The organism is Streptomyces sp. NPDC002536 (genome assembly GCF_053594995.1).
In genome coordinates this window covers 46489-61989 of sequence record NZ_JBSFWU010000029.1, presented here as the reverse complement: position 1 = coordinate 61989, position 15501 = coordinate 46489, and the positions used below count along the sequence as shown (strand labels likewise).

Genomic DNA, 15501 nt, shown 5'->3' with positions numbered 1-15501 from the left:
TCCGTCCGAGGCATGGATCGAGGGCGGGCAGGGAAGTATCGTCATGCGCTTCCGGCGCATGGCTCGCGTCAGGCGTGAGCCGGGCGCAGGTCGGGCGCAGCGGACGGCGAGGAACAACAGGATCCCGGAGGGAGAGATTGGTATCGCACCGGTCTCCGGAAATCCGCTCTGGACATCAGTGGGCCAAGTGGCTACACTGACCCTTTGCGCTGCCTGTTAGCTGCTCCCTGCCCGTCACCAGGGGCATGCCCACTTCCGAGCATTGCTGAGAGAGACCCTCTGACCTGGGATTTCTCCCCGTGCTGCACGTAGTGGGACCGGTACGCGCGTAGTGAGTCCGAGCCCTCGGAAGGACCCCCTCTTGGCCGCCTCGCGCAACGCCTCGACCGCCAATACGAACACCGGCGCCAGCACTGCCCCGCTGCGCATCTCCTTTGCGAAGATCAAGGAGCCCCTCGAGGTTCCGAACCTCCTTGCGCTGCAGACCGAGAGCTTCGACTGGCTGCTCGGCAACGCCGCCTGGAAGGCTCGCGTCGAGGCTGCGCTGGACAGTGGTCAGGACGTCCCCACCAAGTCCGGTCTGGAGGAGATCTTCGAGGAGATCTCCCCGATCGAGGACTTCAGCGGGTCGATGTCGCTGACCTTCCGTGATCACCGCTTCGAGCCCCCGAAGAACTCCATCGACGAGTGCAAGGACCGCGACTTCACGTTCGCGGCCCCGCTCTTCGTCACGGCCGAGTTCACCAACAACGAGACCGGCGAGATCAAGTCCCAGACGGTCTTCATGGGCGACTTCCCGCTCATGACGAACAAGGGCACCTTCGTCATCAACGGCACCGAGCGTGTCGTGGTCTCGCAGCTGGTCCGCTCGCCGGGCGTCTACTTCGACTCGTCGATCGACAAGACCTCCGACAAGGACATCTTCACCGCCAAGATCATCCCGTCCCGGGGTGCCTGGCTGGAGATGGAGGTCGACAAGCGCGACATGGTCGGTGTCCGCATCGACCGCAAGCGCAAGCAGTCCGTCACCGTCCTCCTGAAGGCGCTCGGCTGGACGACCGAGCAGATCCTCGAGGAGTTCGGCGAGTACGAGTCCATTCGCGCCACCCTGGAGAAGGACCACACCCAGGGCCAGGACGACGCGCTGCTCGACATCTACCGCAAGCTGCGCCCGGGCGAGCCCCCGACCCGTGAGGCCGCGCAGACGCTGCTCGAGAACCTCTACTTCAACCCCAAGCGCTACGACCTGGCCAAGGTCGGCCGCTACAAGGTCAACAAGAAGCTGGGCGCGGACGCCCCGCTCGACGCCGGTGTGCTGACCGTCGACGATGTCATCGCGACGATCAAGTACCTGGTGAAGCTGCACGCGGGCGAGGTCGAGACGGCCGGCGAGAACGGCACCTCGATCGTCGTCGAGGTCGACGACATCGACCACTTCGGCAACCGTCGTCTGCGCAACGTCGGCGAGCTCATCCAGAACCAGGTCCGCACCGGTCTGGCCCGTATGGAGCGCGTCGTCCGCGAGCGGATGACCACCCAGGACGTCGAGGCGATCACGCCGCAGACCCTGATCAACATCCGGCCGGTCGTCGCCTCCATCAAGGAGTTCTTCGGCACCAGCCAGCTGTCCCAGTTCATGGACCAGACCAACCCGCTGTCGGGTCTGACCCACAAGCGTCGTCTGTCGGCGCTGGGCCCGGGTGGTCTGTCCCGTGAGCGGGCCGGCTTCGAGGTCCGTGACGTTCACCCGTCGCACTACGGCCGCATGTGCCCGATCGAGACCCCCGAAGGCCCGAACATCGGTCTGATCGGCTCGCTCGCCTCCTACGGCCGCGTCAACGCGTTCGGCTTCGTGGAGACCCCGTACCGCAAGGTCGTCGACGGCCAGGTCACCGACGAGGTGAACTACCTGACGGCCGACGAGGAAGACCGCTTCGTCATCGCCCAGGCGAACGCCCCCCTCACCGAGGACCTGCGGTACGCCGAGTCCCGCGTCCTGGTCCGTCGCCGTGGCGGCGAGGTCGACTACGTCGACCCGTCCGAGGTCGACTACATGGACGTCTCGCCGCGCCAGATGGTGTCGGTCGCGACCGCCATGATTCCGTTCCTCGAGCACGACGACGCCAACCGCGCGCTCATGGGATCGAACATGATGCGCCAGGCCGTGCCGCTGATCAAGGCCGAGGCCCCGCTCGTCGGCACCGGCATGGAGTACCGCTGCGCGGTCGACGCCGGTGACGTCATCAAGGCCGAGAAGGACGGTGTCGTCCAGGAGGTCTCCGCCGACTACGTCACGGTGGCCAACGACGACGGCACGTACAACACGTACCGCGTCGCCAAGTTCTCCCGGTCCAACCAGGGCACCTCCTTCAACCAGAAGGTCGTCGTCGACGAGGGCGCCCGCGTCGTCGCCGGCCAGGTGCTCGCCGACGGTCCGTCCACGGACGAGGGCGAGATGGCCCTCGGCAAGAACCTCCTCGTGGCGTTCATGCCGTGGGAGGGCCACAACTACGAGGACGCGATCATCCTGTCGCAGCGCCTCGTCCAGGACGACGTCCTCTCCTCGATCCACATCGAGGAGCACGAGGTCGACGCCCGTGACACCAAGCTGGGCCCCGAGGAGATCACCCGGGACATCCCGAACGTCTCCGAGGAGGTCCTCGCCGACCTCGACGAGCGCGGCATCATCCGCATCGGTGCCGAGGTCGTGGCCGGCGACATCCTGGTCGGCAAGGTCACCCCGAAGGGCGAGACCGAGCTGACCCCGGAGGAGCGCCTGCTCCGCGCGATCTTCGGTGAGAAGGCCCGTGAGGTCCGTGACACCTCGCTCAAGGTCCCGCACGGCGAGATCGGCAAGGTCATCGGCGTCCGCGTCTTCGACCGCGAAGAGGGCGACGAGCTGCCCCCGGGCGTGAACCAGCTGGTCCGCGTCTACGTGGCCCAGAAGCGCAAGATCACCGATGGTGACAAGCTCGCCGGCCGCCACGGCAACAAGGGTGTCATCTCCAAGATCCTGCCGGTCGAGGACATGCCCTTCCTCGAGGACGGCACCCCGGTCGACATCATCCTCAACCCGCTCGGTGTCCCGTCCCGAATGAACCCGGGACAGGTCCTCGAGATCCACCTCGGCTGGCTCGCCAGCCGAGGCTGGAAGGTCGAGGGCGACGAGGACTGGATGAAGCGGCTCCAGGCGATCGGCGCCGACGACGTCGCGCCGGGCACCAACGTCGCGACCCCGGTCTTCGACGGCGCCCGCGAGGACGAGATCGACGGTCTCTTCGAGTCCACGATCCCCAACCGCGACGGCGAGCGTCTGGTGCTCCCGTCCGGCAAGGCCCGGATGTTCGACGGCCGCTCCGGCGAGCCGTTCCCGGACCCGATCTCGGTCGGGTACATGTACATCCTCAAGCTGCACCACCTGGTCGACGACAAGCTGCACGCGCGTTCGACCGGTCCGTACTCCATGATCACCCAGCAGCCGCTGGGTGGTAAGGCTCAGTTCGGTGGCCAGCGCTTCGGTGAGATGGAGGTGTGGGCGCTGGAGGCATACGGCGCCGCATACGCCCTCCAGGAGCTGCTGACCATCAAGTCCGACGACGTCACAGGCCGTGTGAAGGTCTACGAGGCGATCGTCAAGGGCGAGAACATCCCCGAGCCCGGCATCCCCGAGTCCTTCAAGGTGCTCATCAAGGAGATGCAGTCTCTGTGCCTCAACGTGGAGGTGCTGTCCTCGGACGGCATGTCCATCGAGATGCGCGACACCGACGAGGACGTCTTCCGCGCTGCGGAGGAGCTCGGTATCGACCTGTCCCGGCGCGAGCCGAGCAGCGTCGAAGAGGTCTGACGGGTCTGACCGGGGCCTCCCACCAAGAGGCCCCGGTCGTCCCCGGACCCCCAGACCACTGATGTAGAGCCCATATCCCGCCACGGCGGGAGGGCACGAACCCTGAAAGAGGGATTGACGACAAGTGCTCGACGTCAACTTCTTCGACGAGCTGCGGATCGGCCTGGCGACCGCGGACGACATCCGAACCTGGTCCCACGGCGAGGTCAAGAAGCCGGAGACCATCAACTACCGCACCCTGAAGCCGGAAAAGGACGGGCTCTTCTGCGAGAAGATCTTCGGCCCCACCCGGGACTGGGAGTGCTACTGCGGCAAGTACAAGCGTGTCCGCTTCAAGGGCATCATCTGTGAGCGCTGTGGCGTCGAGGTCACTCGCGCCAAGGTGCGCCGTGAGCGGATGGGCCACATCGAGCTCGCCGCCCCCGTCACCCACATCTGGTACTTCAAGGGCGTCCCGTCGCGCCTGGGCTACCTGCTGGACCTGGCCCCGAAGGACCTCGAGAAGGTCATCTACTTCGCCGCCTACATGATCACGTGGGTGGACGAGGAGCGCCGCACGCGTGACCTGCCCTCGCTGGAGGCCCACGTCTCCGTCGAGCGTCAGCAGATCGAGCAGCGCCGCGACGCCGACCTCGAGGCCCGTGCCAAGAAGCTCGAGTCCGACCTGGCCGAGCTCGAGGCCGAGGGTGCCAAGGCCGACGTGCGCCGCAAGGTGCGCGAGGGCGCCGAGCGTGAGATGAAGCAGCTGCGCGACCGTGCGCAGCGCGAGATCGACCGCCTCGACGAGGTGTGGAGCCGCTTCAAGAACCTCAAGGTCCAGGACCTCGAGGGCGACGAGCTGCTCTACCGCGAGCTGCGCGACCGCTTCGGCACCTACTTCATGGGTGCGATGGGCGCCGCCGCGCTGCAGAAGCGCCTGGAGTCCTTCGACCTGGACGAGGAGGCCGAGCGCCTCCGCGAGATCATCCGTACCGGCAAGGGCCAGAAGAAGACCCGTGCGCTCAAGCGCCTCAAGGTCGTCTCCGCCTTCCTGCAGACCCGCAACAGCCCCACCGGCATGGTGCTGGACTGCATCCCGGTGATCCCGCCGGACCTGCGTCCGATGGTGCAGCTGGACGGTGGCCGCTTCGCGACCTCCGACCTGAACGACCTGTACCGCCGTGTCATCAACCGCAACAACCGTCTGAAGCGTCTGCTCGACCTCGGTGCCCCCGAGATCATCGTGAACAACGAGAAGCGGATGCTCCAGGAGGCGGTCGACGCCCTCTTCGACAACGGCCGTCGCGGCCGCCCGGTCACGGGCCCCGGCAACCGTCCGCTGAAGTCCCTCAGCGACATGCTGAAGGGCAAGCAGGGTCGCTTCCGTCAGAACCTGCTCGGCAAGCGTGTCGACTACTCGGCGCGTTCCGTCATCGTCGTCGGCCCGCAGCTCAAGCTGCACCAGTGCGGTCTGCCCAAGGCCATGGCGCTGGAGCTCTTCAAGCCGTTCGTGATGAAGCGCCTGGTGGACCTCAACCACGCGCAGAACATCAAGTCGGCGAAGCGCATGGTCGAGCGCGGCCGCACGGTCGTGTACGACGTGCTCGAAGAGGTCATCGCCGAGCACCCGGTGCTGCTGAACCGTGCACCCACCCTGCACCGCCTCGGCATCCAGGCCTTCGAGCCGCAGCTGGTCGAGGGCAAGGCCATCCAGATCCACCCGCTCGTCTGCACCGCGTTCAACGCGGACTTCGACGGTGACCAGATGGCCGTCCACCTGCCGCTCTCCGCGGAGGCGCAGGCCGAGGCCCGCATCCTGATGCTGTCCTCGAACAACATCCTCAAGCCGGCCGACGGCCGTCCGGTCACCATGCCGACCCAGGACATGGTGCTCGGTCTGTTCTTCCTCACCACCGACGAGGAAGAGCGCAAGGTCATCGGTGAGGGCCGGTCCTTCGGCTCCGCCGCCGAGGCGATCATGGCGTTCGACGCCCGTGAGCTCTCGCTCCAGGCGAAGGTCGACATCCGCTTCCCGATCGGCACCGTCCCGCCGCGCGGCTGGGTTCCCCCGGTCGCCGAGGAGGGCGAGCCGGAGTGGCAGCAGGGCGACTCGTTCCGCCTGCGCACCACGCTGGGCCGCGCGCTCTTCAACGAGCTGCTGCCCGAGGACTACCCGTTCGTCGACTACTCGGTGGGCAAGAAGCAGCTCTCCGAGATCGTCAACGACCTGGCCGAGCGCTACCCCAAGGTCATCGTGGCGGCGACGCTCGACAACCTGAAGGCGTCCGGCTTCTACTGGGCGACCCGTTCCGGTGTCACCGTCGCGTTCTCGGACATCATCGTCCCCGAGGCCAAGCGCGCCATCGTGGCGGGCTACGAGGCCCAGGACGAGAAGGTCCAGAAGCAGTACGAGCGCGGTCTGATCACCAAGGACGAGCGCACGCAGGAGCTCATCGCGATCTGGACCAAGGCGACCAACGAGGTTGCCGAGGCGATGAACGCGAACTTCCCCAAGACGAACCCCATCTTCATGATGGTTGACTCGGGTGCCCGAGGAAACATGATGCAGATGCGGCAGATCGCCGGTATGCGTGGTCTGGTGTCGAACGCGAAGAACGAGACCATCCCGCGACCCATTAAGGCGTCGTTCCGCGAGGGTCTCTCCGTGCTGGAGTACTTCATCGCCACGCACGGTGCCCGTAAGGGTCTCGCCGACACCGCCCTCCGTACCGCCGACTCGGGTTACCTGACCCGTCGTCTCGTGGACGTCTCGCAGGACGTGATCATCCGCGAGGAGGACTGCGGCACCGAGCGCGGCCTCAAGCTGGCGATCGCCTCCAAGGGCGAGGACGGCGTCCTGCGCAAGGCCGAGGACGTCGAGACGTCGGTGTACGCCCGCATGCTGGCCGAGGACGTCGTCGTCGACGGCAAGGTCATCGCGCCGGCCAACGTCGACCTCGGTGACGTGCTCATCGACCAGCTCGTCGCCCACGGCGTCGAGACGGTCAAGACCCGCTCGGTCCTCACCTGTGAGTCCGCGGTCGGCACCTGTGCCTTCTGCTACGGCCGCTCGCTGGCGACCGGCAAGCTGGTGGACATCGGTGAGGCGGTCGGCATCATCGCCGCCCAGTCCATCGGTGAGCCCGGTACCCAGCTGACGATGCGTACCTTCCACACCGGTGGTGTGGCCGGTGACGACATCACCCAGGGTCTGCCCCGTGTCGTCGAGCTCTTCGAAGCCCGTACGCCCAAGGGTGTCGCCCCGATCTCGGAGGCGGCCGGCCGCGTCCGTATCGAGGAGACCGAGAAGACCAAGAAGATCGTCGTCACTCCGGACGACGGCTCCGACGAGACCGCGTTCGCGATCTCGAAGCGTGCCCGTCTGCTGGTCACCGAGGGCGAGCACGTCGAGGTGGGCCAGAAGCTCACCGTGGGTGCCACCAACCCGCACGACGTCCTGCGCATCCTCGGCCAGCGCGCCGTCCAGGTCCACCTGGTCGGCGAGGTCCAGAAGGTCTACAACTCGCAGGGTGTGTCGATCCACGACAAGCACATCGAGATCATCATCCGGCAGATGCTGCGCCGCGTGACGATCATCGAGTCCGGCGACGCGGAGCTGCTGCCGGGCGAGCTCGTGGAGCGCTCGCGCTTCGAGTCCGAGAACCGTCGGGTCGTGACGGAAGGCGGCCACCCGGCCTCCGGCCGTCCGCAGCTGATGGGTATCACCAAGGCCTCGCTGGCGACGGAGTCCTGGCTGTCGGCCGCCTCCTTCCAGGAGACGACCCGAGTCCTGACGGATGCGGCGATCAACGCCAAGTCCGACAGCCTCATCGGCCTCAAGGAGAACGTCATCATCGGTAAGCTCATCCCGGCCGGTACGGGTCTGTCCCGCTACCGCAACATCCGGGTCGAGCCGACCGAGGAGGCCAAGGCCGCGATGTACTCGGCCGTCGGCTACGACGACATCGACTACTCGCCGTTCGGCACGGGTTCGGGCCAGGCGGTGCCGCTGGAGGACTACGACTACGGTCCGTACAACCAGTGAGTTGATTGATCCGCACGCAGGGCGGTCACCCCGATACGGGGTGGCCGCCCTGCGGCGTTTCAGTGCGCGGTCAGCTGGAACACGGAGATGGCGACCCCCGCGACCGCCGTCAACGCACCGACACTGGCGAGCGGCCAGCGGTTGCGCTCCAGCGCGTCCAACCGCGCTTCGTGGTCGGCCAGTTGCTTGTCGGTCTGGTCGCTGCGCTGTACGAGCAGTGCGAGCGACCCGTCGACGCGGGCGAACCCGGCCTCCATGGTGCCGCGCAGCCGCTCCAGCTCCAGGGCGACGGTGGAAGGGGACGTGGGCTTGTCGGTCATACGCGGCCCCGGTCGTCGGTCCGGCCGGTCGGGCGCTCGGTCGGCTGCTCGGCCGCCTGCTCGGTGCGCAGCCAGCCGGGCAGCAGGGTCTGGACGGCGGGCAGCGCCATGACGCGGGCGAGTCCGCCGGCCACGGCGAGGGCGCCGGCGACCCAGGGGAGGGAGGCGGGGATGCCGGAGGCGTCGACGATCGCGGGAAGCGCGACGGCGAGGCCGACGGCGGTCTGGAGGAGGGTGCGGAGGGTCCGCTTGGCGGCGTCGGTCATGGAATCGCCTTTCGGGGTCAGGGGGCAGGGGTCAGGAGTGCGGGACCTTCAGCGCGTCCCAGGTGACGCGCCCAGGTCGGCCGTCGGCGTCGGAGCCGCTGAAGCCCTGCTTGCGCTGCCAGGCGCTGTACGACTGGCGGTCGGCGTCGGTCCACTGCGGGCCGGGCCCCTGGGAGTAGGCGGAGCAGCCCTCTTCGACGAGGCGGCGCCCCATCGCCGTGACGATGGGGGAGTTCGGGGCCTTGCGGAAGAAGTCGACGCCGGGGAAGGGCTCGTAGCCGTTCCCGGCGGCGGGGACGTCGAGTTCCTGGCCGGGGCGGAGGGCGTTGGGGTCGGCCAGACCGTTGAGGGAGACGAGCCGGTCGACGGTGGTGGCGTGGGACTCGGCGATGGCGGTGAGGGTGTCGCCGGGCTGGACGGTGTAAGTGGCGGTGTTCGGGCGGGAGTTGTCGCCGGGCGGGGAGGGAGTGCCGCCGAGGCGTGCCGCGACGCGGTCGCGCATGTCGGACATCGCGAAGCCGACGGGGTCGATCTTGGTGTTCGTCCACTCCTTGTGGCCGATGACGGAGCCTGCGTCCCAGCCGTGTGCTCGGCAGAGCGCGGCGGAGACCCGCTCGATGGCGTCCAGCTGGGCGGCGGGCCACGGGTCGTCGCCGTCGCCGAGGTTGATGCACTCGAAGCCGTAGAACCGGGCGTTGCCGTCGGTGTCGTTGGCGGTGGGGCGGGGGAGCGTGGACTCGTTGACGACCGCGCCGAGTACGTCGCTGTCGCCCGTACCGGCGTGGTTGGCGCGGCCGTTGCCGACGAGGTGGACGACGCCGTCCTTGTCGATCACGCCGTGGCAGAGCGGGCCGGGGAGCTCGTCGTATCCGTCATAGCAGAGCTCGACGGAGGAGGCGGTGCCGGACGTGACGGTGTGATGGATGATCACGCCGTTGACGGGTCCCCAGGCGCCCTTGTGGTTGCGGTTGTGGTCGCGCCAGTCGTCAACTTCGACTACCTGGACGCTTTCGGCGCGGAGGGCGGCGACGAAGCGGTCTGCGGAGAGGGGAGTTGCCATGGGTTCACTCCAGGGGGTGCGCATACGGACGCCCCGCACCGCGGGGAGCGATGCGGGGCGAAGGGGGCGGTGTGGGGGTCAGGCGGGGAGGGCGTAGGTGATGGTGATGGTCGCTTCGGCCTTCCACTTGCCGGGTCGCCCCTCGTATTCGCCCCAGGCAACGGGAACCTGTACCTTCCAGCCGCGGCCATCCGGGGTCGGAGCTCCGGACAGGGGGAGGGACTCGGACCCGTCCACCATGAGCCGGTCCCAGCCGCTGAGCAGGATCCCGCCCTCGGGTACTTCGACGATGAACGGCTCGTGGGTCACCGCGTAGGTGAAGGGGAAGGACTTGGAAACCGTCTCAATGGCCTTGAGGTCGGCAGCGGCGATGGAGCGCGTGGTCATGGGTGATTCCTCTTTCTCTGTTGGTCGTTGGTGTCAGGCCAGCGCGAACCAGTACCGGGTGCCCAGGGCCATGGTTCCGTTGGCCCAGTCGACGTCGGTGGGCAGCGCGGTGTTGGCCTTCGTGGGCGACATGACCGTGCGGGGCACTGTGCCGGGGCGGCCGAAGCGGCCCGGGACGTCGTAGCCGCCGTTGCCGGTCATGATCCGGGGCGCGTTGGCAGAGTTGGTGTAGTTGAGCAGCAGGGCGATGACGTAGATGCCGGGCTGGAGCACCGCAGGTGCACTCAGCGGCAGGAACGAGGTCGAGCCGCCGATGTCGTGAGCCTCCGGGTAGACCATGCTCAGATCGGCGGTCTGGGCGATCCGCTTGCCCGTGGCGTCGTACAGGCCCGCGAAGGAGCCCGCGCCGATGCCACCGGATGCGCCGGAGTAGCCGAGTGTGTGGGTGCAGATCTCCTTGACGGTGACCTGCGACCGTACGATCACGGCGTTGTAGTAGATGCGCCCGCTCGCCGGAATGTCGCCGGGTGAGGCGGAGTTGATGGGGCTCTTGCCGTCACCGAGACCCGGATCGAAGGTCCAGGCGACGAGTCCGAGGTCGGCCGGTGCCCAGTCGTTGGTGCGTGCCACCCCGTCCACGTAGGACTTACGAGCCAGGTGCTCGGGCGCCGTCGGGTCGGCCTTCGCAGAAGGCACGGCGCTGAACGTCTTGGCGCCCTCCACGGTCTGTGCTCCGGCGAGCAGGACGGCACGTCCGGTGGGCTCCGCGCCCACGTCGGCGGCGGTGAGCTGCACGTCGCCGCTGCGGGTGTTGACCGAGCGCACGCCTGCGGTGCGCTCGTCCAGGGTGACGGTGGTGCCGTCGGGCTTGCGGTAGGCCAGCGTGCCGCCGTTGGCGTAGAGCACGATGCCGTCCGTGGGCTTGCCGTTCGGTACGGCGGTGGCGTTCTTGATGCCGAGGACGGCCTGGCCGCCCGCGGTGTCGGTGACGGCGGCGCCGATCTGGACGTTGCCGGTGAACTGGGCGTCGGCGGTGGCCGTGAGCCGGCCGGCCGGGTCGATACGGATGCGGGTGGCGCCCGTTGCGTCCTGCACGTCGGCGCCGCGCGCGGTGAACGTACCGGTCACCGCCAGTGGACCGGCGACCGTGCCGCCGTCGGCCGGGAGGGCGCCCACCTCCTTGGCGCCGAGGCGGATGTCGGTCTCCGTGTGGCCGTTGACGGAGCGCACGGGGCCGGCGGGGCCGGGCGGTCCGGGCGGTCCGGGCGGGCCCGGGAGGCCGGCCACGGCGACGTAGTCGGGCGTGCCGGGGTCGGTGGGTGCGATGTCGGCGAGATCGGCCTTCGGCTGCGCGGTCGGCAGCAGGATCTTGTACGGGGCACGCCCCCGCACCCCGGACAGCTTCTCGGTGACGGTGTACGCCCAGTTCTGCGGGTTCATGCCGGGCGTGTCCGTGGCGGGCAGCGTGACGGAGATCCGCCCGTCGGCGTCGAGCACGCCGGTGACGGGGCCGCCGAGCATGACGTCGCTCGCGCTGTGGGTCAGCAGCGGGGGCGGCTCGAAGACGACGCTGCCGGTGAGGGCGTTGCCGTCCGGGGAGAGGTAGCGGGCGGTCACGGTGACGGTGGGAATGGCACTGGGGAGCACGGTGGTGTCTTCCTGTTGTGCGGATGAAGGAGGGAGCGGGTCAGGAAAGAACGCCGTAGAGGGCGCGCGGGGAGCACCACACGGTGCTGTTGCTGCCGATGGCGCGGGCCTGGACCTTGAAGGTGATGTGGCTGTCGTAGTCCGCGCCGATGAGGTCGGTGAACTCCAGCGTGCTCTTCGAAGTCGGGCCCACCTGGCGGTCGTTGACCAGCAGCCGGACCTCGCCCCCTGTCGTCGCGGCGATCAGGCAGTAGAGCTTGGGGTGCTGGACGATGGCGTTGCCGTTGTAGAGGGTCGTCCAGCCGGTGGAGCTGGTGGACTCCCACTTGCCGGTGTTCTCGGGGGTGGGCAGCGGATACGGGATGAACGGCTTGGCCAGGCCGAAGTTCCTGGAGTCCTCGGCGAAGATGATGTTGCCGTTGCGGTCCCACATCCGGATGGGCTGGACGGGCAGGTCCTCGGCGTCGCCCGTCCACACGCTGAAGGCCAGCGAACCGTCGTCGCGCCGGAGGACGACACCCTGCTGGTACTGGCCGCCCGGCCGGTCGGGGTGGACACGGCCGACGTAGGCGAGGTCCTTGCCCTCGGGGGTGCGCACCGTCAGCGAGCCGCCGTCGCCGATGACGACCCGGCCGCCCTGGATCTCGTCCATCCGCGGACGGGTGTTGGCGCTGCCCATCAGGGCCCGCACCTGACGCTCCAGGTCGCGGATGCGGTCGAGGAGATCAAGAGGTATGGCAGCCATCAGATTCCTTCCAGGTAGAGCTTGGCGGTCTCGGCCTTTGCACGCTCCGGGGGCGACACGGTCATGCCCACCACCCGGAAGCGGGCGCTGAGTCCCTCCGGGTGCCACAGGTCGGTGATGCGCAGGCGGACCGTGGCGCCGAGGAGGGCCGGGGTCATCCGCCCGTCCAGCCGGATGGTGGCCTCCGGGATGAGCTGGGGCCGTCGGGAGCGTCCGAGTTCGGCGTCGGCAAGGCTGTTGAGAGTGGCCCGGTCGCTGACGGAGCTGTGGTCGGAGGTCCCTTCGAGCCGGGGCCAGCCGGCATCCAGGTCGGCGATCGCCACCTTCCGCTCGGACATCGTCGGGACGGAGTCCGCGGCCTGGTTGCGGTTGGCCGAATCCCCGCGTGCGACCCAGATGTTGGCCTGCAGAGTCGCGTCGCTGGGCAGGGAGTAGGACAGCAGCGGCCCGGGGCGGTCGAGCACGATGTCCTGTGCACCGACGTGGATCTGCGGGTGGCCGAGCTGGAGCCGCTTGACGCGCCGGGCGGTGACCGGGTCGCGGTAGCAGTGGATCCGCCACTCGAAGCCGTACTGCAGGGCGGCGAGGCCGTCCAGGATCTCGCGGCCCCGGGCGACGTCCGTGTAGGCGTATTTCTGGCTGCGGGTGACGCCCGAGACGTCAGGCCCGTACTCGATGCCGATATCGCCGCCGGGCTGTGCCTGGATGTGGTCGACGACGTTGCGGACGAGGTCGAACTGGTCGACGTTCGTGCCCTCCAGGCTGCTGGAGAGGATCCGGTGGTCCAGGTACGAGTCGAAAGTGCCCGCCTGGATCTCGGCCGTCATCCGGCCCTGCTCGTCACCGGTCGGCGTGCACGTCCACAGGATGCCGCCCCACCAGATCTCGCCGCCGCGCTCCAGCCAGACCGCGGTGCGGCCGGGCTGGAGCGCGGTACGGGCCCGCTGGGCGAGCGCCTGGTCGGGGAGGGGGACCGTGGCGCGCAGCGAACCGGCCTTGCCGATGTAGTCGTCGAACTCGACGCCGGTCAGCGGCAGGCTGTCGACGACCTGGTCGGTGCGCAGGTCGCAGAACAGGGCACGGTAGGCGGGCCGGCCGGCCGTGGTCACTGGGAGGCCTCGTAGCTGCCCCACACGGTGTACCAGTGGCCGTCGGCGGCGGTCTCCGGGTAGTTGCCGTCGGCCCAGTCGGGGGCGACCTCGCCGTTCGGCTTGTTCGTCGTCCAGCCGCACGCGGCACCGTTCGCGTGGCGGGTGGCGTCGAGGAAGCAAGTTCCTGTGTAGTAGCCGTTCTTGAGGCGAGACCGGAGGTGGCCGTTGATGGCGGTGCCGGTCGGGCGGACCGGCAGGGAGAGCCACCAGTTGCCGTTCGTGTCGACCCACTTCGTACTCGAACCGATCTTCAGCGTCGCGCTGAAGTGGACGATCGCGCCGTCGTGCAGATACCGGCCGTACAGTGCGCCGTTCCCGACAACCGGCTTCGGCCCGTTGTCCGCACCCCACTCGGGTGTGTAGTCCTGCCAGCCCGGCCGCGGCTCCGGGTACGCCTTCCACTGCGCACCGTCCCAGCGCTCCAGCCCCGTACCGGTGTCGCGGTACTGGCCGGGGTAGGCGCCGGGGAAGTTCAGGCCCCAGCCGCGCGGGATGATGCCGCCGACGGAGACGGTGGCGCGGCGGCGGTCGCGGACGGCGGTGTCCCAGTTGATGCCGCCCTTGCCGGCGGAGGCGCCGGCGGGGACGGTCACTTCGGCCAGGGTGAGCGCGCCGGCGGGCGTCGAGGGCGCGGCCGGGGTGGCGGCGGGAGCGCCCTGGACGATCTCGATGACGGCCTCGGTGCGGTTCGAGGTGTCCTGCTGGGCGTCGTAGACGCGCACGACGACGAGGTCGATGCGCGGGTTGTTCGCGTCGCCGTCGGTGAAGACGAGGGGGAGGTAGTCGGTGACGGTCACCGGGTAGGCGCCGGCCTGCTCGGTGCTCTGGACGACGGCGCGGCCCGGCGAGACCTTGCCGGTCATGCCCGCCTGGTCGCCGAAGACGTACAGGCCGTCCATGACGTACTTGCCGTACTGGGAACCGGGGATCACGCCGTCCCGCGAGGACAGCACGCCGGACGGGGCCATGGTGCCCAACGGGGCGAGCCGGGTGTCGACGCGGGTCTGACCGCCGCCTGCGTCGGTGCGGTTGAGCAGCCATGCGCTGCGGACGCTGTTCATCTCGTCCTCCGAGAGTTGGGTGGTGAAGGGTTGGGGGAGCGGGGCGGGGGTGCTGTCACCAGTGGGCGTCGCGCCAGCGGACGGTCACCGAGGCGCGGGAGTCGTCGGATGCGGGGCCCGCGCGGAAGGCGAGCGAGGTGACGCCGGGCTCCAGTTGGAAGAGCTGCTCCGGGGTGGAGCGGGCGGTGGCGGTGTAGAGCCGGGAGGCGGTGCCGTTGAGCGTGACCGTGCCCGCCGTGGTGTCGACGGCCAGCACGTCGGACTCGGCGAGCCGGATGTCGTACTCGAGCTGCCGCCCGTCGCTGAGCCGGGTGAGGGACGGCGTTTCGACCGGCCCCCGGAACTCGATCACGGGACTCAGCGGGGCGTCGCCCGCGTTGACGGCCGTGATCGTGCCGGTGCTTCCGGCTGCGCCCCACTCCAGCGGCCATTCCAGGCCGCTGTCCGGCTCCCACAGGAGCCCGGGCTCGGGCGTGGGCAGAGCGGTGCGGGCGCGCCGTTCGGTGATGCCGAGGCGGCGGGGGTCGGTGCACAGCCACTGGATCGACACCGAGGCGATGCCGTGGGTGACGTACGTGCGGTCGGTCGTGGCCGCACGGCGGTCGATGCGCGCCCGGCAGGCGAGCGTCTGGCCGTGCAGCCGTACGGCCAGCCACTGTTCACCGCTGTTGACGCCCGTGGCGGCGCGGAAGGCCTGGGCGACGGCCTGCGCCTGGTCCGCGCGGTCGGGCAGCAGCCAGACGGTCGCGGAGACCGTTCGCGGCTTCGCCCACTGGGCACCGGGCCAGGAGCCGTGCTGACCGGGCTTGGGCACGTCCGCCGAGTCCAGCTCCGGGAGGTCGTCCCAGCCGGTCAGGCCCCTGGCGTCGATCTGGTAGGGCGTGCCGGGGCCGAAAAGAAGCCCGGCCCACTGGATCTGCCCGTCTTGGGTGATCAGTGAGCCGGGGGGTTCGATGGCGGCGTCGGTGTTCATTTGTGCTGGGGGCATGGGGAGTT

Annotated in this window: 11 protein-coding genes; 2 read left to right on the top strand and 9 right to left on the bottom strand. The window is 69.0% G+C overall.

The annotated features are described in order from the left end of the window. The first annotated feature begins 361 nt into the window (after window positions 1-361). Together rpoB and ACWD4B_RS13780 are read left to right on the top strand one after the other, a co-directional pair. Complete coding sequence (rpoB, locus tag ACWD4B_RS13785) at window positions 362-3844, top strand: DNA-directed RNA polymerase subunit beta (RefSeq protein ID WP_451420931.1); 3483 nt, start codon at window positions 362-364, stop codon at window positions 3842-3844. Between the two features lie 124 nt (window positions 3845-3968). Then, window positions 3969-7868 carry a DNA-directed RNA polymerase subunit beta' gene (locus tag ACWD4B_RS13780; protein WP_451420930.1) on the top strand — a complete coding sequence of 1300 codons (3900 nt, stop codon included), beginning with the start codon at window positions 3969-3971 and terminating at the stop codon, window positions 7866-7868. A 59-nt stretch (window positions 7869-7927) separates the two neighbouring features. Here the strand turns inward: ACWD4B_RS13780 and ACWD4B_RS13775 are convergent, their stop codons facing one another. The 9 genes from ACWD4B_RS13775 to ACWD4B_RS13735 all read right to left on the bottom strand — a co-directional run bounded on the left by ACWD4B_RS13775 (window position 7928) and on the right by ACWD4B_RS13735 (window position 15493). Then, the gene (locus tag ACWD4B_RS13775; RefSeq protein WP_451420929.1) at window positions 7928-8188 is read right to left on the bottom strand and encodes a hypothetical protein; all 261 of its coding nucleotides are present in this window, start codon (window positions 8186-8188) and stop codon (window positions 7928-7930) included. Then, the gene (locus tag ACWD4B_RS13770; protein WP_451420928.1) at window positions 8185-8454 is read right to left on the bottom strand and encodes a hypothetical protein; all 270 of its coding nucleotides are present in this window, start codon (window positions 8452-8454) and stop codon (window positions 8185-8187) included. Before ACWD4B_RS13770 ends, ACWD4B_RS13775 begins: the two co-directional genes overlap by 4 nt. A 31-nt stretch (window positions 8455-8485) precedes the next feature. After that, complete coding sequence (locus ACWD4B_RS13765; RefSeq protein WP_451420927.1) at window positions 8486-9514, bottom strand: peptidoglycan-binding protein; 1029 nt, start codon at window positions 9512-9514, stop codon at window positions 8486-8488. Between the two features lie 78 nt (window positions 9515-9592). Further along, window positions 9593-9901 (bottom strand): hypothetical protein, encoded by a 309-nt coding sequence (locus ACWD4B_RS13760; RefSeq protein WP_451420926.1) that lies wholly within the window; start codon window positions 9899-9901, stop codon window positions 9593-9595. Between the two features lie 33 nt (window positions 9902-9934). Next, complete coding sequence (locus tag ACWD4B_RS13755; RefSeq protein WP_451420925.1) at window positions 9935-11548, bottom strand: phage tail protein; 1614 nt, start codon at window positions 11546-11548, stop codon at window positions 9935-9937. Window positions 11549-11588: 40 nt separating this feature from the next. Beyond that, on the bottom strand, window positions 11589-12293 hold the full coding sequence (locus ACWD4B_RS13750; RefSeq protein WP_451420924.1) for a hypothetical protein: 705 nt from the start codon (window positions 12291-12293) through the stop codon (window positions 11589-11591). Further along, window positions 12293-13402 carry a hypothetical protein gene (locus tag ACWD4B_RS13745; protein WP_451420923.1) on the bottom strand — a complete coding sequence of 370 codons (1110 nt, stop codon included), beginning with the start codon at window positions 13400-13402 and terminating at the stop codon, window positions 12293-12295. Before ACWD4B_RS13745 ends, ACWD4B_RS13750 begins: the two co-directional genes overlap by 1 nt. Then, the gene (locus tag ACWD4B_RS13740; protein WP_451420922.1) at window positions 13399-14505 is read right to left on the bottom strand and encodes a hypothetical protein; all 1107 of its coding nucleotides are present in this window, start codon (window positions 14503-14505) and stop codon (window positions 13399-13401) included. The genes ACWD4B_RS13745 and ACWD4B_RS13740 overlap by 4 nt, the downstream gene beginning before the upstream one ends. 55 nt (window positions 14506-14560) lie before the next feature. Next, complete coding sequence (locus ACWD4B_RS13735) at window positions 14561-15493, bottom strand: phage distal tail protein (RefSeq protein WP_451420921.1); 933 nt, start codon at window positions 15491-15493, stop codon at window positions 14561-14563. Between the last annotated feature and the right edge of the window lie 8 nt (window positions 15494-15501).